Raw genomic sequence first — 19062 nt, 5'->3', positions numbered from 1 at the left:
CATTTGCATTTATAGTTTGACCGGTATGCCCCTGTAAAAATCATATATCCTGATATTCAGAGCAGCATTGTATTTAGCCTGTATATAAGATTGTAATGCCTGTATATATAAATTCTTCTGCTGTAAAAAAACCACGATATTGGCTGCTCCTACTTTCAGTTGTTCACTCGCGATCCGATAGCCTTCCTGTGAGTACTTCAATTGTTCCACTGCAGCATCATATTGTGATTGTGCATTCAGCACATTGATATAAGACTGTTCTACTGTTTGCGAGAGATTTGTTTTGGTATCCTGTAGTGTAAGCCTCGACTGATCTATTTCTATCTTTGCTTTTTCCACATTTGTTTTTACTACACGGCGGGTGAAAATAGGCACAGATAAAGTGAGTCCTATCTGCTGATAAAAATTATTATCCAGCTGCTTAAAATAAGTACTACCTGTACCGCCACCATTATAAGACGAGCCCAATGCGCCACCGGCTGTCAACATTGGCCAATACCCTGTTCTTGCCTTTGCCAGATCCAGGTTGGCGACCTGTATGCCCAGTTCACTGCTTTTTATTTCAGGTCTGTTAGCCAACGCAGAATCCTGCGCTTCCTGTAAAGCATACAGATGTGTGTTGGAGATAAGTGTATCCGGTTCTGTTATTTCAAAGTCGTAGCCGCTGGGTAATTGCAACAACTGTTTCAATACCAGCTTATTTTGCCGGTGCTGGTTTTCTGCGGTAGTCAGCAGGTAACGATCATTAGACAACTGGGCCTTCAATTGCACCAGCCCTATCAATGCAATGCTACCTACATCATATTGTTGCTGCCCTTGTTTTACCTGGGCCTCGGACGTGGCTACCACATCTTTTACATATACAATGTTTTCCCTTGCCAGTAAAATATTGAGATAGGCCTGTGTAATAAGGACGGTGATATCGTTGACCTGCTGTGCAATGTTCAGTCCTGCTACCTGTGTTAACAGGTTCTTTTGTTTGATATCATAATTGAGGTAGCCACCCTGAAAAATGGTGACGTTGGAATTCACGGAGTAGTTGCCGGAAGTATACACTTCGTAGGGAGTTCCACCGGAAGCATTCGACGTTTTACCACCATTGAGCGACTGGGATCCGGATCCAGTCAGGTTGGGCAGCCTGGCAGCCCGGGACAGCAACTGGTCCTGTTCCGTGCTCATACGGCTCAGACGTAAACTGTTTAGCTGAATATTGTTTTTCATGGCATAGTCAAAACACTGCTGCAAGGTCCACTGTGCGGGGAGATTCACCGTACTGCTATCCTGTGCTTTGAGCAGGGGGTTGACTAAAAAGAAAAATAAACAGAAAAGTAAAATTCCCGGCTGTCTGAACCACATCATCGTTTAAGCATTGATGTTAGTAAAAGCTACTACTGGAATAAGGGGCTAAATAGTTATACAATATAACGAATTATTCGTCTTCATACATCAATTGGCTTGTTCATACCTGTGAGATTACTTTAATAAAAAATGCGGATCCACAGTATATAACCTGTAAATCCGCAATTTGTTAAAATTAGTTCGACTTTAATTATATCGCATTCTTAAACGTAGCATTTGATCTGCCTGTGCCTTCCGGTGGCCCCTGGTGCCAGTTTTCATCATAATAAACGAAGAAAGCCATCCAGATGGTGCGGGACCAACGCATGAGCATAGGCTGTAAAAGCAGCAGCAACATAGCATTTACGCCTAACCACCAGAAAATACGGTTATCATAAATAGAGAAGCCGATGAACAACCACCAGGCTATAAGGCTGGCCACACATACGGCTATTGACAGTGCATAACTCACATAGCCGGTACCGTAGTAAAAGCCTACCTCTACTTCTACCTGCTGTCCGCATACCGGGCATTTTTCCGGCATCTTCAGACAGTTTTTCAGATCGTATGGATTGTTGGTGGTATAAATAGATCCACGTCTGCAACGGGCACACTTGTTCCCCAACAGGCTTTTCAGCAGGTTGGGTTTTTCATGGTTTTTATCTGCACACATATAATGAAGATTTATCAGGAAATATTTTTCCGGAATTCCTCCGGTGTAACTCCTGCGTATTTTTTAAAAAACTTGGTGAAGTAAGAATTGTCTGCAAAATTCAGCTGCCAGGCGATGGCGGCAATACTCATATCTGCATTGATCAATAACCTTTTTGCCTCCAGCAGTACCCGGTCGCGGATAATTTCTCCGGCAGATTTTCCGAGCATATGCCGGCAAAAAGCATTGAGATAATTCGGTGTTACGTACAGCAGGGCAGCATATTCCTTTGGCAACCGTAGCTGCATATAATGCTGATCTACCAGTTTACGGAAGTTGCGCAGTAATACGTAATTGTGCGGCGGTTCCTGCCTGGATAGTCCCTGCCTGCTGGCTCGACTTACTGCGATAAACATTTCCAGTACCTGTAGTCGCAACATGTCCTGGCTGTACGCCTGCGTTCCGTCCATTTCCTTTAGCATGGATTCGAACAGCGCGGTTACTACAGGAATGGCAGGTTTAGGTAGTTGTACCACTCCTTCTGCACTTACGCCACTGAAAAAAGGAAATCGTTCCACATAGGCTGCATCCTGTAAAAAGGCATTAAAAAAACCAGCGGATACATTCATCACGTAGCCTTCTATCTGCCCTTCAAAAAACCAGCTGTGCACCTGCCCGGGCACCATAAAATACAACTGCCCTGTTTTCACCGGGAAACGTTCAAAGTCAATGGTATGACTGCCATCCCCGGCAGTAAAAAACGCCAGATGATAGAATGAATGCCGGTGAGGAAAATGAATGTCCCTGTGTGCCGCCAGGTATTCAGAAAACCGGGCCACCAGGATATCTTCAGATGCCGGCATTCCCATAGCCAGAGAACAAATATCGTATGTTGGAATGAGTGCCTTTGACATGATGAGACAAAGGTACAACGGAAGTTGTTAAAGGGGTTGTGGTATTAGGGGCTTTAATGGTACTTTTTACTTATTGTGATTTTTTGTCCTGTTCAGGATTATACTGATTCACATGATTAAAAATTCCTGTAATCATCTGAATCAGTATAATCCTGAACAAGACAAAAAGCCTATGGCTTTACATATTTCATTAACCATTCGTCCATCTCCCACAGCATATGCAGGATGCTTTCCTTCGCAGCATATCCATGGCTTTCCTGCGGTAAAAATACCAGCCGGGCAGTACCACCGTTGCCTTTGATGGCATTGTATAACCTTTCGCTCTGGATCGGGAAAGTACCGGAGTTATTATCCGCTTCCCCGTGAATCATCAGAATAGGTGCTTTGATTTTATCAGCATAAGAAAACGGAGACATCTTATAATATACCTCCGGCGCCTGCCAATAGGTACGCTGTTCATTCTGGAATCCAAAAGGTGTTAAGGTGCGGTTGTAAGCACCGCTGCGGGAAATACCGGCTTTAAAGAGATTCGTATGTGCCAGCAGGTTAGAGGTCATAAAAGCGCCATAAGAGTGGCCACCAACAGCAATGCGGTCTTTATCTCCCACACCCATTTCGGTGATCTTGTTTACCGCTGCATCGGCATTCATTACCAGTTGCTCAATAAAAGTATCATTGGGTTCCTTATCCCCTTCTCCCACAATAGGCATTTCGGTGGCATCCATGATCGCAAAACCGCGGGTTACCCAGAAAATGGGAGAACCATAATTTACACGGGTAAATCTATAGGCAGATCCACGTACCTGGGCGGCATCGCTGGCAGATTTATATTCACGCGGATAGGCCCACATCAGCACAGGCAAACGACCATCCTTAGCGGGATCATAACCTTCCGGCAGGTATAACATAGCGGTGAGGTCTACCCCATCCTTACGCTTATATTTCAGCAATTGTTTCTGTACTCCTTTCAATTGCGGTTGCGGATGAGGAAATGCCGTAAGGGCCACAGATGTTTTTTTCTTCAGGTCCTGCAGGTAGTAGTTTACGGGAGATGTAACAGACTCACGTGCCACCACCACTACGAGTTTAGCCGGATCTATCACACTCGCTACCTGTTCGTAATACGGCGCCTGAGAGCGCCAGAGGATACGTTGTTTACTATTATCCAGGTTAAATGCCGAGAGGAAAGGACGATCTCCTTCAGGAGATGCACCCGGCGCTGTCATCAGCAATTCATGTGCAGGAGAAACGTATAATACGGACCAGTTATATTGATTCTTCACCATCACCGGGTTTCCAGGATCATTATAACGATCATTTTCAGAACGGTCAATAATGGTCACCGGGGCCTGTTCCGGATGAGAAGGATCGATGCGGCTCACCTTTGTTTTTTGTTGTGTGCTGTTGGCATCAGACACCAGTGCCAGTTGGCTATTGGCCCAACTGATTCCTGCAAAACGATTTACTGTTTTTACCAGTGCGGTTGGGTCGGCGGTAAATGGCGCCGGAAGTACATTCACCACGTCACGGAAAGGCACGTCCTTTTTAGGGTCGCCACCATCCAGGGCTTGCACCCACCAGATAGTAGCCGCAGCATCGTTGCGCCACGAAAAATGACGTGGATAATTGCTCGTAGCATCAAACCCTTTGGGTCTTACTTCGTCCAACGGGTTGCTGGCTATTTTTTTTACCGGTTCGCCATTTATTTTCCAGATCTCTGTTTCTGTTGGGAAGCGATCGGCGCCCACCAGGTATGAATACGGACGATGCAGGCTTTCCACCAACAGGTATTGTTTATCGGGCGATGGAGCAGCTGTTGTATAAATAGCAGCTTTCCCGATCACCTGTTCTCCGTTATTGCTGATGATCACCGGTTCTGATTGAAAATAATAATCCACCAGTTTTTCATCGTATGGATTCTTGAGCATATCCTGGAAAGTAGCTGCCGGTGCAGCCTTACCACTGGTTTGTTGTACCGTAGGACCTTCCGGTGTCAATGGTTTTTCCGGCGCGTTGCCAATGGCAGCAGGAACTGCCAATACCAGTATGCGGTTATCGTCTATCCACGTAAACACCGGGCCTGCTATATCATTCAGGCGGCGGCTACTTAGCTGGGAAGCGGCGCCGGTAGCAATATCTGCTTTCCATAAAGTAATGGAGTTATAATTGGTAATGGTAAACGCAATACTTTTTTGTGTAGGCGACCAGTTCACATGGCTGATGCGCGCATTGGCCGGAAGTCCGGATACAGCATATTCTTTATTGCCTTTGATATCTTTAACACGAATAGCTGTCACATAACTCCCCCTGCTGGGACCGAAGTTCGCCGGGTTAATACGCAATCCTGCCAATCGATATTCCGGTTGTGATAATTCTTCAATTGTTGGGAAAGTAGCGCGATCCATTACCAGCATCACGTCCCCTTTACTACTAAAGTCTGTTTGTGGTGGAGGCGCTGCCATAGCTAATTGCAGTATACTTTCGGGAGGAGTCTGGTACTTCAGCGCATCTTGTGCATAGGCGCGGAAAGTAATAAATAAGGATAATGATAAAATCAATTTTCTCATATAGCGGTTGATGTTTATAAGCAGTTTGCCAAAATAAACTTATTGCCAGAGAGAACAAAGCAGAAAGTGATGAATGCGTTATTATCAGCGATTAAATGTATGAAAGACACGGTCCCATATGCTGGTATAAAATCCAAAATTACACTGCTCATTCCGATGATGCGTATGATGAAAGGTGGAAGTACCAAGATACTTCAGCACCGGCCACTGACGCACATTTGCAGGCAATGGTTCCATGCCCAGGTGCCCCGTCATACCGAAGATAACATTGATGATCAGGTAGATGATAATACCATAAATATTCAGCGGAAACAATAATAATAACAGCAGCCATAAAGCACCAAAACTGAGCGTTTCCAGTGGATGCAAAATAAACAGATCTATCGGTTCCGGGTCAACAGCTTTATGATGTAAGGTGTGCAGCAGCTGATACAAGGGCGTTTTATGAATCACATAATGGAATACATACATCAGGAAATCCATGGCGAAAAAAAGGAAGCAGGCATCGAGTAAGATCCTGCCTGAAAAAGCGGTGGTGAGGCGGATGGCGTCCTGTGTCCATAGCCAGTATCCTGCATAGGTGATGACAGTATTGAGGATGGTGGTAACGGCTGCAATACGCCACTGCCTCCGGGTATAGGCAAACATGTGATGGGATTTCCGCTGCAATCTGTTCCCCCAGGCAAGTACTCCTACTAAAATAGCAGTATTCTCCGCCAGGAAAATAATCCATAGCAGCCAGGAAGGCCAGTTTTGCAAGGTATTTAGCAGTGTATCCATCTGTTTTCAGTAAACAATCTCCCAAAAAATCTTCTCAAAAAAATAAAAAAAATAAAAAAGCGCTTATCTTTGCAATCATCAGATGATATGACGAATTTAAACATTTCTCCTTTAAAGCGACTCAGTCTGGCTGAGGAAGTAGCAGACAGGCTACAGGAATTAATCGTTGCCGGCAAATACTTAGTGGGGCAGCAACTCCCTACTGAGCCGGAGCTGATGACACAGTTTTCCGTTGGGCGATCCAGCATCCGGGAGGCCGTGAAAATATTGGCGCACAGAGGACTGGTACGTGTACAGCAGGGGCTCGGCACCTTTGTATTGTCTCAGTCGGGTCCCGGAGAGGCTTTATCGCAGCGGCTGCAGCGGGCAGATTTTGAAGACCTGAATGAAGTGCGTTTTTTACTGGAAGTAAAAATTGCGGAGAAGGCAGCGATGCATCGCAATAACAAGGATATAGAAAAAATGAAGGGCTTTTTGAAGAAGCGCTTTGAATATGCCGCCAGTAATCAGCTGGAACCTTGTATACAGGCGGATATCAATTTTCATAATGCGATTGCAGAAGCGGGCAGGAATGAGATCATGCGCGACCTTTACCGAACCGTATCAGAGCACTTAAAGACTTCGTTTCTGTTGCGTTATACCAACACTAATAGTTTTATAACAACCCAGCATTACCATGATGCGCTCTTGCAAAGTATTATAGATAAAGATCCAAAGAGGGCACTGGTTTGGGCCACCAAAATCAGTGACGTACCGCGAAGTATTTAGTGACGAAGGCTTGCTTTGGATCCAGGTTAACTTGAACTGGTTTTTGTTTATTTAAAAAGCGTTGGACGCAAGCCTGTCCGGCTTACAAAAGATATATGCTTAAACTTAACCGCACTGGTTTTGGAAATAAAACCATCACCGGCTTAAATAATTTTTTACCCTTAAACATCAGATGATCTGATCTCAAAAGAACAGAAATGGAAACAACATTTACCGATCAGCCCAAAGCTGCTGCACAGCAGGTAGCACAGCAAACGGTGCTGTCTATCCTTTTGGCATTAAGCTTTACCCACTTCCTGAACGACACCATGCAGTCGCTCATCCCCGCTATGTATCCTGTACTGAAGGATTCACTGAAACTAAATTTTACACAGGTAGGTTTAATTACCCTCACGTTCCAGATGTCGGCATCTTTGCTACAGCCGCTGGTAGGCTTGTACACCGATAAAAAGCCGCAACCCTATTCACTGGCCATTGGTATGGGCTTTACCCTGATAGGACTCGTCAGCTTGTCTATGGCACATAGCTTCCCTATGGTACTGGTATCCGTAGGACTGGTAGGTATTGGATCGGCGGTATTTCACCCCGAAGCATCCAGACTTGCTTACATGGCATCCGGTGGTAAGCATGGTATGGCACAGTCATTATTCCAGGTGGGGGGTAATGCCGGTAGTTCACTTGGTCCCCTGCTGGCAGCCATGGTGATTGTACCATTCGGTCAATTCCATGTGATCTGGTTTTCCGTGGCCGCATTAATTGCCATTGTGATCATGTTGAACATCAGCAAATGGTACCTGAACAATACGCATCGCATTAAGCCGAAGAAAGTAGTACAGCAGCCGGATCAACCTACCCTGTCTAACACCCGGATTGTTTTTTCCCTGGGTATATTACTGGTGCTGATTTTCTCCAAATATTTTTACATGGCCAGCATGACCAGCTACTATACTTTTTACCTGATGGATCGTTTCCATGTATCGGTACAAAGTGCGCAGGTATACCTGTTCATCTTCCTGTTTGCTGTAGCAGCAGGTACTTTCATTGGTGGCCCCATCGGTGATCGTATTGGCCGCAAATATGTGATCTGGATTTCTATTCTGGGCGTGGCGCCGTTTTCTTTATTGCTGCCACATGCTACCCTGATGTGGACTGCTGTATTAAGTGTATTCATTGGCGTTATACTCTCTTCTGCATTTTCTGCTATCCTGGTATATGCACAGGAACTGGTACCAGGTAAAGTAGGCATGATTGCCGGTCTGTTCTTTGGTCTTGCCTTTGGTATGGCTGGTGTAGGTTCTGCTTTACTGGGCCGCTTAGCCGATGCCACCAGTATTTCCTATGTATATGAAGTATGTGCGTATCTTCCTTTAATAGGAATCCTCACTGCACTTTTGCCCAATCTGGAAAAGAAGAAATAACCAATTTTGTGTTACTCCTGTTCAAAGGGAGTAACACAAAATTCATCTACTTTCGCACCCTAAAACAATTGTTTATGTGGAAAGGTATACTGCTGGTACTATTGGGTGCCTGCAGCTTTGGGATATTATCAACGATCGTTAAATCAGGGTATCACCAGGGATATACATTAGGAGAATTGTGCAGTGTGCAGGCGGGATTCGGTATGCTGGCATTATGGATGCTTCATTTATTATCGGGCCGTAAAACCTATGGACTTAATAATAGAGATGCACGTACTTGTTTTATACTGGGTAGTTCCACAGGTTTGGTAAGTATTACTTATTATCAGAGTGTACAATATATTCCGGCCAGTGTAGCCATTATACTGCTGATGCAGTTTACCTGGATGAGCATGCTCGCCGAGTGGGTTATTTACAAAAAGCGGCCTACTCCTATACAATGGCTGGCGGTATTTTTTATCCTGGGTGGTACATTGCTGGCAGGTGGGGTATTCAACGCGGGAGAAACGCCCCTTAACTGGAAAGGAATAGGCTTTGGGATGCTGGCCGCCATATGTTACACTGTATTCATTGTGGTGAGTGGCCGGGTAGCCGCATCGCTTGGGCCGGTATTGAAAAGCGCGTGGCTGGTTACCGGGGCATTTGTTATTATCTCCCTGATCTTTCCCCCGCTTTATCTGTTTAACGGCCGTTTTACCGGTACCAACCTGTGGATATGGGGAATTCCCCTGGCACTCTTTGGTACGGTGCTACCTCCTTTCCTCTTTTCCAAAGGGATGCCGCAAACAGGGGTATCCCTGGGCGCTATCCTCAGTGCGGCGGAGTTACCGGTAGCTATGCTGGCCGCCACCATTTTTCTGCATGAAAGCGTATCTGCCCTGCAGATACTGGGGGTGGTGATCATATTAAGTGCTATTGCTATGGCGAATCTGAAACGTCGTAAATGAAAACCCATGAGGTGTTTTTTTTATTTATCTTTGCACCCTCTATTAGTGATTTACGAACTGTTTTTTCATGAAAGCATTTAATTTTTTTATTCTATATCGCCTCCCGATAGGTATTATATTATTAGCAGGCGGTATTGCACTGGGCTTAACTGTAGGCTGGTGGGAAGCTACCATTGTGCTGGTGCTGGCACTGGTATGTTTGGTTACACACGTGATGTTTGGTCCCATGAGAATGGTACAGGAAGCCGTGGAAGCCGGAGATATTGAAAGGGCTACTGCCCTGATGAACCAGGTGAAGTTCCCTAAACTGCTGTACAAACCTATCCGCTCTGTATATTACTTTATGCAAAGCAACATGGCCATGTATTCCAATGACCTCGATAAAGCTGAATCTACTATCCGTCAGAGTATTAACTCCGGTAGTCCGATGAAGGAATACGAAGGCATGCAATACTTTCAGCTGGGCACCATTGCCTATCAGAAAAATGATTTAAAAACGGCTGACCAGAACCTGAAAATCGCCATGCGTAAAGGTTTGCCTGACAAGGAAAACACGGCTGCGGCCCTGTTAACCCTGGCCTCCATCGCCATGAGCCGCCGTGACTTCAAATCTGCCAAAGAATACTTCCGCAGAGCCAAGGCACAAAAGCCGACCACTGCACAGATCGTGAGCCAGATTAAAGAAATGGATAAATATATTTCCCGGATGCCGGGATAAGCTTTAGCAGTTAGCTTTTAGCTTTTAGAAATGCAGCGTAGATGAAGTAGCTAACTTTTATCTTCGCTGCATTTTTAGTTTTTTCTACATAAAAAATTAGCGGATGCAATTAAAACTTTACACTACTTTTCTTTTTACGCTGCTATACGTAGCTGCTATTGCACAGGATTCCAGCCGGATTAGTCAGTTGAATGAGGTTACTGTAACAGCCAACAAAGGCCCTCAAAAAGCCAGTGAAACCGGCAAAGTAGTTACCATTCTTTCTCATGAATACCTGCAACAGAATAGCGGCAAGAGCATTGCCAGTATCCTGAACCAGCAGGCAGGACTGGTATTAATAGGATCGGAAAATACGGCTGGTACCGTACCGTCTGTAATTATGCGTGGTGCTGCCAGTGGTAATGCGCTGATCCTGGTAGATGGCTTACCGGTTAGCGATGCCTCTCAGTCCAACAACAGCTTTGACCTTAATTTTATTACCCCGGACCAGGTAGAAAGAATTGAAATACTCCGTGGCAGCCAGTCTACATTATATGGCTCCAACGCCGTAGCCGGTGTGATCAATATTATTACCCGCAAAAGCGGAGATAAGAAATTTGGTGTGGGCTTAAACGGCAGTTACGGCAGCTACCGTGATTTCCAGGGCAATGTGAACGTACATGGCAACATACAGCGCTTTTCTTACCTGGTAAGCTATAAGCATGAAAAGACCGATGGTTTCTCTGACGCATATGACTCTACCGGCAAGGCTGGTTTTGATAAAGATGGCTTCCGGCAAAACGCCGTATTTGCCAAATTGGGACTGAGTGCCGGCTCCCGCTGGAATTTCCAGTACCTGCTGAACTGGAACGATTATCATCATTCCCTGGATGAAGATCGCTATGTGGATGATAAAGATTATACCGGTACCTCCAAGTACCTGCTGAATGGCTTCAGTAGTGAATACCGTTTTAAGAATGGGTCCTGGCACGTGCTGTACAGCTATCAGCGCACCAAACGCGCAGTGGTAAACGACTCTTCCTTCCAGGTGCCCACTGCCTATGCAAAGTTTGACAGCACCCTGTTTACGGCTAATACCCACCAGGTAGAAACCTATGTGAACTGGGATGTGACGAGCCAGATACGGCTGATCGGCGGCGCCTCGTATACCCGCTCCAATATGAAGCAACAGGACTATCTGCAGTCATTCTACAGCCCCCGGCCGGATACTACCTCTTTGTCTCCGGACAGCTCCCATACCAATCAAACCAGCCTCTRTGCCTCCCTGCTGTTACACAACCTCGGGGGCTTTAACCTGGAACTGGGCGGGCGGTTTAACTACCACAACTTATATGGTAATAACCAAACCATTTCTATTAACCCGTCTTACCTGATCAATGATCATCATAAACTATTTGTTAATATATCTTCTGCTTACAGTGTACCTTCCCTGTATCAGTTATATACAAACGGGTACGGCAACACCGGACTGAAACCGGAGACTACTACCAGTTACGAGGCGGGCTACCAGGCCAATGTGGCGCATAACCGGTTAGACTTCCGGGTAACCGGTTTTGCAAGAGAAACCCGCGACCTGATCATCTTCTTTTATGATCCGGCCACCATGGTCAGCCAGTATCGGAATGCCAACAAGCAAAAGGCCTATGGGGCCGAAGTGGAAGCTAGCTGGTTGATTACAAAGGGATTAGTATTAACTGCCAATTATACCTATGTAGATGGCCGTATTACCGTTTCACAGGACAAAAAAGATACTTCTTACTACAACCTGTACAGAATACCTAAACATGCGGTGAATGCGACTTTAGGGTATCAGGCCACTCCGGCCCTGTATGTGTCGGCTACATATAAGTATACCGGACAGCGGTTCGAAGCCAAAGTACCAATGGGGGATTATTATACCCTGGATTTATACGGTGAATATAAATTTGGTAACTTGCTTAAAATTTTCGCCGGATTTAGAAATATTACAGATTATCAGTATTTTGATATTTCCGGTTATAATTCACGTCGGTTTAACTTTACCACCGGCATCACAGTCAATTTGTAAACATTAAAACCAACATAATGTCTTTAAAGAATCTTAATCCGCGCTTTGGTGTATTGCTGCTTTTCATTCTGGCAGCAGGTGTAATACGCGTCTTGTTGGGAGCTGATGCGAACATGTCACCAATAGCTATGTTCACGCCTGTTGGCGCTATGGCCTTATTTGGCGGTGCTTCCTTTTCACAAAAGTGGAAATCATATGCTTTTCCTTTACTGGCCTTATTCATCAGTGATATTATCCTGATGCAGTTTTTCCATAAGCAATATGCAGATGGCTTACTGTACAAGGGTTGGATCTGGAACTACGCCAGCTTTGTGCTGATCGTATTACTGGGACAACTGATGATCAAAAAAGCAAGTGTGGTAAATATCCTGATGGGTTCTGCCGGCGCTGCACTCATTCACTTCCTGGTATCCAACTTTGGTGTGTGGATCAGCGGATCTACCAATCTGCTGACCGGATTGCCTTACACTAAGGATCTGGCGGGCTTCAGCAGTTGCTATATCCAGGCCATCCCTTACATGTGGTATACCCTGGTAGGCAATCTTATCTACAGCACTATTTTCTTCGGCAGCTTTGAAGTGGTAAAACGCAGACTGCGTTTTGCACAATAATATTTTGAATTTGTTTTTTAGAGATTTGGATATTGGGCAGATGACTACATTTGTCTGATTCCAAATCTCTAAATTATTATAGGGATTTCCCTCTTCTGCATCAGCATTCTGTACAGGCACCATCAATACAGTCACTAACTGTAATACCCATACGAAAACAAGACATACGTAAATAAATAACTAAACATGCGCAGCATTTCACGCAAATTCCAACTTTCTTTTATTGTAGCAGCCATATCTATAGCGGGTTTAGCCTCCTGCTCAAAAGATAACCAGGCAGAAGTAGTCGTTCCTCAGATTGTAGCTCCGGGTTTAAAAAATGGTAAAGACACGATCTATATTGGTGACAGCAGGGTATTGAATCCTCAGCTGGCAGATGTTAAAAATCCAACCTTCCAATGGCTGGTGAATGGTGTACAGAAGAGTACTGACTCAACTTTTACTTTTACCGCAACAGAAAGAGGTGATTATACCATCTCTTATAAAATAATTTCCGGCAATGCCATGGCTAGCTATTACTACCAGGTAAAAGTGCTGGGTAAATTTGAAAATGGATTTTTCCTGGTAAATGAAGGCTGGTTTGGACATGAGCCGGGTGATGTGAACTTCTACCGCAACGGCGAAGATTCCGTTTACCAGCATGTATTTCAACGTAATAATCCGGGTAAAACACTAGGCACCACTACAGAGTATGGCGCCGTTTTCAATAATAAAATTTACCTCGTATCCAAAGATGGAGCAGGTTTAGTAGTAGCAGATGCCGGCACCATGAAAGAAACCGGCCGTATCGATCAACTGCCGTCCAATGGCAATTCCTTCCTGGGTGTAAATACCGGTACTGGTCTTATTGGTACTGCTAACGGTCTGTATCCTATCAACCTGAACGCATTGACCGCAGGTAGCAAAATAAACAATGTAAACGGACAAATAGGCGGCCTGATTAAGGCGGGTGCCTATATTTTTGTAATGTCCCAGACAGATGGGGTATTGGCATTAAACATCAATGATTTCAGTGTGGCCAAACAAGTGCTTAATAAGGCAGATGTAGGTTTTGCCACAACACCTGATGGTCGTATCTGGGCTGCAGAGGGCCAATCACTCTTTGCGATTAATGCACAAACACTGGGAGTAGATACCATTGCTGTTCCATTTGCCGTGAACGGTTCCTGGGGCGCATGGAATGCTGGTATGCTGACTGCCTCTTCTGTTGAAAATGCCTTATTCATTGGCAAAACCAATAGCTGGGGAGCTGGTGGCAGAGAAATCTACAAATATACCGTAGGTAATAGCGCCTCCCTTTCCACTCCATTCCTTACTATTCCGGCTGGTCGCGAACTGATTGGCGCCGCCGTAAGATATAACCCTGGTAATAACACGCTGGTAGTAACAGATGTAAAATCGGGCTATGGCGACAATTATAAAGATAATGCACTTTACATCTATGATGCTTCCAGTGGTGGCCTGAAGAAAAGCGTAACCTACACCGGCTTTTTCTTCCCGGCGATGCCAGTATTTAACTAGCAGCCATTAGCTTTAGCAGGAAACTGCCGGTAACTAATGGCTAAAAGCTAAATATTACAACGCTGACAAAATGCTTTAACAATTACTTATCTAAAAGCTAACTGCTAAAAGCTACATGCTGATTCTAATTACAGGTGGTGCGCGGTCCGGTAAAAGCAGGTATGCGCAGGAAATGGCGCTATCACTGAGTGCGCACCCCATATATGTAGCTACCGCCAAAGTGTGGGATGATGATTTTGCACAACGGATACAGCGGCACAAGGCAGAGAGGGGCGCCATGTGGATCAACTATGAACAGGAATTGTATGTAAGCCGTTTGCCACTGGATGGACATACCGTAGTGGTAGACTGTGTTACCTTATGGCTTACGAATTTCTTTGAGCAACAGGCATATGATGTGAACAGTACCCTCGAAGCTATAAAAGCAGAAATACATGCACTGCAACAAAAGGCCGGTACTTTTATTGTAGTAACCAATGAGATAGGCATGGGCGTACATGCGGAAACTGCAGTCGGGCGACAGTTTACAGATTTGCAGGGTTGGGTAAACCAATACATTGCACGTATAGCCGACACCGTAGTGCTGATGGTATCCGGTATCCCCGTAGTCATAAAAAAGGAAGCGTAATAAATTCACCCGCATGATGAGCAATATCCGTATAACACCTGTGTCACAGGAATTGAGAGGAGCATTACAGGATAAAATAGATCAGAAAACCAAGCCGCCCGGATCATTGGGAAAGCTGGAAGGGATTGCATTGCAGGCAGGTCTTGTACAGAATACACTGACACCTGTTATCAAAAACCCATCTATTATTGTATTTGCAGGCGACCACGGCATTGCCGCTGATGGACAGGTAAACCCTTTTCCACAGGCAGTGACTGCGCAGATGGTGAATAATTTTCTGCAGGGCGGTGCTGCAATCAATGTTTTTTGCCGTCAGCATCACCTGCAATTGACCGTCGTAGATGCCGGTGTAAACCATGTTTTTGCACCACATCCGCTATTGAAAGACCGCAAAATGGGCATGGGGACGCAGAACTTCCTGCATATGCCTGCCATGTCGCTCGATCAGTGTAAACTTGCAATGCAGGCGGGTGCGGAAGAAGTAAAACTATTACACGAACAGGGTTGCAATATTGTAGGCTTCGGGGAAATGGGAATTGGCAACACTTCTGCAGCAGCATTGCTGATGAGCCATTTCACCAAAACACCGGTAGCCGAATGTGCGGGCGCAGGCACCGGCAGTAATGCACAACAGCTGGCACAAAAGCGGGCTGTATTACAACAGGTGGTAGCCAAACATGCTTCGCCTGCGTCACCGGAGCAGGCATTGGCCACATTCGGTGGTTTTGAGATAGCCATGATTTGTGGCGCTATACAGCAAGCTGCTGCGCTACAAATGCTGGTGGTGATAGATGGTTTCATTGTTACCGCAGCATTGCTGGTAGCAGCCAACATACAGCCTGCAGTAAAAGACTATTGTATTTTTGCACATTGCTCAGAAGAAAAAGGGCATAAAGCAATGCTGCAGCACCTCGAAGTAACACCTTTATTACAAATGGATATGCGCCTGGGAGAAGGCACCGGCGCGGCACTGGCGATACCGCTGGTACAAAGTGCCGTAGCTTTTCTGGCAGAAATGGCCAGCTTTAACAGTGCGCAGGTATCAAATCGTACCATATGAAAAAACAATGGCAGTTGTTGCTGACCGCTATCATGTTTTATACTCGTATACACGTTCCCGTTAGTGTTCCATATACACCGGAAATGCTTAATAAAGCTACCCGTTTTCTCCCCCTGATAGGATGGATAACGGGTAGTTTCATGATTGGCTTATTGTACATTCTGGGCACCATTGCTCCGCCCATGATCAGCATTTTGTTATCTATTATTATGGGTGTATGGGTAACCGGCGCCTTTCATGAAGATGGCTTTGCTGATATGTGCGATGGTTTTGGTGGCGGCTGGACAAAAGAAAAGATCCTGGATATCATGAAAGACAGCCGCATTGGCACTTATGGTATGCTGGGGCTTTTATTGATTATGACGCTCAAATTTTTAGCCCTGAGGGAGCTATCATTGCCGCTGGTCATGATTACTATTATTACGGCGCAGCCACTGAGTCGCTTTATGGCCATCACCGTAGTGTACACACACCAGTACGTACGCGAAAACGACGATAGTAAGGCCAAACCTATTGCACAGGGCATCAGTTTATCTGATCTGGCAATAGCCGCTATATGGGGCTGGCTGCCTTTTATAGGCGCCATTATTTATCTGCATAACTACACCCTGCTGTTGACTATTCCCGCGTTGATACTGGCCCGCTGGTACCTGGTGCGGCTAATGCAGAAGTGGATAGGAGGTTATACGGGCGATTGCCTGGGAGCTGTGCAACAGGTATCGGAAACCGTTATTTATTTATGCTTTTGTATTCTCACATGGAAATATACCTGATCCGGCATACCACACCGGCAATAGAAAGTGGCGTTTGTTATGGAGCATCTGACGTGGATGTTGCTGCTGGTTTTGACATAGAAGCAGCCAGGGTAAGGCCCCTGCTGCCTGCCAGAACAATGGATGTATATACCAGCCCTTTACAGCGTTGCGAAAAGCTGGCTGCGGCCTTGTTTGGTAGCAATTACATTAAAGACGACCGTCTGAAGGAAATGAATTTCGGCGACTGGGAAATGCTTCCCTGGGATAATATCAGTCGTACCGCGCTCCGTAAATGGGCCGACAACGTGGTTTTTGAGCACATTCCGGGCGGAGAAAGCTATGAAGAACTGTATACCCGCAGCATTCAATTACTGGAAGAAGTAATCGCCAAAGGAAATGATGCCGTATTGGTGACACATGGCGGAGTGATCCGGTGTATATTAGCGCATGTGACCGATACTGCATTGGTGGATGCTTTCGATATTCAAATCGATTATGGCCGGGTTTCGCATTTACAAGTGGAAAATGAGGAGGTAAAAGTGATATTTTCTAATTTGTAACTAATTGCCAGTAAGTCAATTATGTTAAAATATTTAAATATCTTCCCAAAAAACAAAAAAACTGGTAAATCGTGCTAACTTTATGTTTGCATTTACCGTATATAAAAGAACACAATTAAATCTGATATAATGACAACATCTTTTCTGAATATCCCGCTTTTATTTTTGCAGGAAATAGGTATCAAAGAATTGCTGCTGATAGCATTAGTAGTATTGTTATTGTTTGGTGGTAAGAAGATACCTGAGCTGATGCGTGGTTTGGGTAGCGGCATACGTGAATTCAAAGATGCCAAAGATGAACCATCAAAGAAAGGAAGCAATGCTGATGCTACAGACGCAAAAAGCTAATTGAATTCCTCTTATAAAAACAAAAGGCAAATCGCTCATATAGCATGAACGATTTGCCTTTTTTAATACACCTGTGATCAGGCAGCCAGCTGCACATCTGTTGTTAGTGTTGCAGCATTTTTATTGTTCACTGATTCAAATCTTTTTTTAAAATACCAGGCTGCCACTATCATCATCACAATACCGGTAACGGATACACCGAGTACTGCATCCATAAAAAACTGGCTCCACGACAACGACATTCCACTGAAATTCTTAAATAACATTACACACACACTTCCCAGGTAGCCAAACGAATCTGCCACGTAAATAATAAAGCCTACATTGCTCACGTACTTAAATACAGCAATCAACCGTTCGAAAAAAATACAGTTAAAAGGAATATAGCCCATATATAAACCGAGGCCCGTTAAAGTCATCCACCACACAGGATCCAGGTGATGCTGCTTGTATAATAATGTACTGATAAAGGCGATCGCAAAACCCGTGATCACAATAAAATGGTTCAGCATAAAGGCATGGAAATTATTCTTCACAAACACCAGCAATCCCATAATAACAATGATGGCAATAGAAATAGGGATTTCAGTCTGTGTAAAAATTCCCGCCTGCGCACCATAGCCCAGGTCCTTCCAGATATCTGCTGCAAAATTATCCCGCATATCTCTCAATACAGTTAACAGTACATAACTGGCTATCAGCAGTACCAGACCGGGTAAGAACGCTTGCAGAAAATCTTTTCGCTCCTGTTTATTCATCGGTGCACGCCGGGTTCGTAATTGCTCATCTTTTTCGCTTGGCGGCGGTATTTGTTCCAGTAATATCACACAAATAACGATGGGCAATGCAAATATCAGCCCCGTTACAAACGGCATCCAGTACTCTGTTACATGCCAGTCCACTACCGTCATTTTGCCCACCGACTTTACAAATCCTGATGAAAAGATGAAACTGATAGATAATACTGCTCCCATAAACTCCGTACTGCGCCTGCCTTCCAGGTAGCTAAATACCAGTCCCCATATCATTCCCAGAGGGAAGCCATTTAAGAAAAGAAAAGCAATATTATAAGGCGCCGGCACTACCGCAAAACAGAGCAATGCCAGCCAGGAAATGGCCATCAGCACTATAATACTCCTCGCCCGTTTATTCCCCTTCATTTCCGCAATAAAACGGATACCATAAAACTTACTGCAGGCATACCCGATGGTTTGCGTAATCACCAACCATATTTTATAATCTATCCCCAGAAAAGTTACGCCTTCGAAGATCCCCGCTGTAAAGGGCTTACGAAAGGCGTACATGCAGGAATAGGTACCAAAAGCTACTAAGGCAGCATATAAGGAAAAAGTAAGGTGATGCGCGTTCTGCAATCGTTTCTGTAACCAGGGAATATTCAGCATATCGTAACGAATGGTTTGGGACAAAGG

The 19062-nt window shown here is 45.0% G+C and carries 18 protein-coding genes; 12 read left to right on the top strand and 6 right to left on the bottom strand.

What is annotated here, in order from left to right:
* Nucleotides 1-9: 9 nt before the first annotated feature.
* The 5 genes from AB4Z08_RS24190 to AB4Z08_RS24170 form a co-directional block, all read right to left on the bottom strand.
* Nucleotides 10-1359, bottom strand: coding sequence for a TolC family protein (locus tag AB4Z08_RS24190; protein ID WP_441576365.1), 1350 nt, complete (start codon nucleotides 1357-1359; stop codon nucleotides 10-12).
* Nucleotides 1360-1549: 190 nt separating this feature from the next.
* Complete coding sequence (locus AB4Z08_RS24185) at nucleotides 1550-2011, bottom strand: DUF983 domain-containing protein (RefSeq protein WP_441576364.1); 462 nt, start codon at nucleotides 2009-2011, stop codon at nucleotides 1550-1552.
* A gap of 14 nt (nucleotides 2012-2025) precedes the next feature.
* On the bottom strand, nucleotides 2026-2904 hold the full coding sequence (locus tag AB4Z08_RS24180) for an AraC family transcriptional regulator (RefSeq protein WP_441576363.1): 879 nt from the start codon (nucleotides 2902-2904) through the stop codon (nucleotides 2026-2028).
* A 170-nt stretch (nucleotides 2905-3074) separates the two neighbouring features.
* On the bottom strand, nucleotides 3075-5471 hold the full coding sequence (locus AB4Z08_RS24175; RefSeq protein ID WP_441576362.1) for an alpha/beta hydrolase family protein: 2397 nt from the start codon (nucleotides 5469-5471) through the stop codon (nucleotides 3075-3077).
* A gap of 84 nt (nucleotides 5472-5555) precedes the next feature.
* The gene (locus tag AB4Z08_RS24170; protein WP_441576361.1) at nucleotides 5556-6251 is read right to left on the bottom strand and encodes a sterol desaturase family protein; all 696 of its coding nucleotides are present in this window, start codon (nucleotides 6249-6251) and stop codon (nucleotides 5556-5558) included.
* An 87-nt stretch (nucleotides 6252-6338) separates the two neighbouring features.
* On the opposite strand from AB4Z08_RS24170, the gene AB4Z08_RS24165 reads away from it, so the two are divergent.
* The 12 genes from AB4Z08_RS24165 to AB4Z08_RS24110 all read left to right on the top strand — a co-directional run bounded on the left by AB4Z08_RS24165 (nucleotide 6339) and on the right by AB4Z08_RS24110 (nucleotide 17632).
* A complete protein-coding gene (locus AB4Z08_RS24165) occupies nucleotides 6339-7019 on the top strand; it encodes a FadR/GntR family transcriptional regulator (RefSeq protein WP_441576360.1) in 681 nt (226 codons plus the stop codon).
* A 197-nt stretch (nucleotides 7020-7216) separates the two neighbouring features.
* Nucleotides 7217-8437: an MFS transporter gene (locus AB4Z08_RS24160; RefSeq protein ID WP_441576359.1), complete on the top strand. Its 1221-nt coding sequence runs from the start codon at nucleotides 7217-7219 to the stop codon at nucleotides 8435-8437.
* Between the two features lie 74 nt (nucleotides 8438-8511).
* A complete protein-coding gene (locus AB4Z08_RS24155; RefSeq protein WP_441576358.1) occupies nucleotides 8512-9384 on the top strand; it encodes an EamA family transporter in 873 nt (290 codons plus the stop codon).
* A gap of 67 nt (nucleotides 9385-9451) precedes the next feature.
* Nucleotides 9452-10102 carry a tetratricopeptide repeat protein gene (locus AB4Z08_RS24150; protein ID WP_370908523.1) on the top strand — a complete coding sequence of 217 codons (651 nt, stop codon included), beginning with the start codon at nucleotides 9452-9454 and terminating at the stop codon, nucleotides 10100-10102.
* Between the two features lie 103 nt (nucleotides 10103-10205).
* Nucleotides 10206-12149 (top strand): TonB-dependent receptor, encoded by a 1944-nt coding sequence (locus AB4Z08_RS24145; RefSeq protein WP_441576357.1) that lies wholly within the window; start codon nucleotides 10206-10208, stop codon nucleotides 12147-12149.
* Between the two features lie 17 nt (nucleotides 12150-12166).
* The gene (locus AB4Z08_RS24140) at nucleotides 12167-12760 is read left to right on the top strand and encodes a DUF6580 family putative transport protein (RefSeq protein ID WP_441576356.1); all 594 of its coding nucleotides are present in this window, start codon (nucleotides 12167-12169) and stop codon (nucleotides 12758-12760) included.
* A 186-nt stretch (nucleotides 12761-12946) separates the two neighbouring features.
* Entirely contained in the window at nucleotides 12947-14281 is a 1335-nt protein-coding gene (locus tag AB4Z08_RS24135; RefSeq protein WP_441576355.1) for a DUF5074 domain-containing protein, read from the top strand.
* Between the two features lie 115 nt (nucleotides 14282-14396).
* Entirely contained in the window at nucleotides 14397-14909 is a 513-nt protein-coding gene (gene cobU, locus AB4Z08_RS24130; RefSeq protein WP_441576354.1) for a bifunctional adenosylcobinamide kinase/adenosylcobinamide-phosphate guanylyltransferase, read from the top strand.
* Between the two features lie 13 nt (nucleotides 14910-14922).
* Nucleotides 14923-15969, top strand: a complete 1047-nt coding sequence (gene cobT, locus AB4Z08_RS24125) for a nicotinate-nucleotide--dimethylbenzimidazole phosphoribosyltransferase (RefSeq protein ID WP_441576353.1) — start codon at nucleotides 14923-14925, stop codon at nucleotides 15967-15969.
* Nucleotides 15966-16742, top strand: a complete 777-nt coding sequence (locus tag AB4Z08_RS24120; RefSeq protein WP_441576352.1) for an adenosylcobinamide-GDP ribazoletransferase — start codon at nucleotides 15966-15968, stop codon at nucleotides 16740-16742. The genes cobT and AB4Z08_RS24120 overlap by 4 nt, the downstream gene beginning before the upstream one ends.
* Nucleotides 16709-17284 carry an alpha-ribazole phosphatase gene (gene cobC / locus AB4Z08_RS24115; RefSeq protein ID WP_441576351.1) on the top strand — a complete coding sequence of 192 codons (576 nt, stop codon included), beginning with the start codon at nucleotides 16709-16711 and terminating at the stop codon, nucleotides 17282-17284. Before AB4Z08_RS24120 ends, cobC begins: the two co-directional genes overlap by 34 nt.
* A gap of 129 nt (nucleotides 17285-17413) precedes the next feature.
* Nucleotides 17414-17632 carry a Sec-independent protein translocase subunit TatA/TatB gene (locus tag AB4Z08_RS24110; RefSeq protein WP_441576350.1) on the top strand — a complete coding sequence of 73 codons (219 nt, stop codon included), beginning with the start codon at nucleotides 17414-17416 and terminating at the stop codon, nucleotides 17630-17632.
* A gap of 77 nt (nucleotides 17633-17709) precedes the next feature.
* Here the strand turns inward: AB4Z08_RS24110 and AB4Z08_RS24105 are convergent, their stop codons facing one another.
* Nucleotides 17710-19035: a DUF5690 family protein gene (locus AB4Z08_RS24105; protein ID WP_441576349.1), complete on the bottom strand. Its 1326-nt coding sequence runs from the start codon at nucleotides 19033-19035 to the stop codon at nucleotides 17710-17712.
* Nucleotides 19036-19062: the final 27 nt, after the last annotated feature.

Origin of the sequence: Chitinophaga sp. RAB17, assembly GCF_052114225.1 — a bacterium.
GTDB lineage: Bacteria > Bacteroidota > Bacteroidia > Chitinophagales > Chitinophagaceae > Chitinophaga.
Note: the sequence above shows the minus strand (reverse complement) of the source record. Positions and strands in the feature narration are given on the sequence as shown.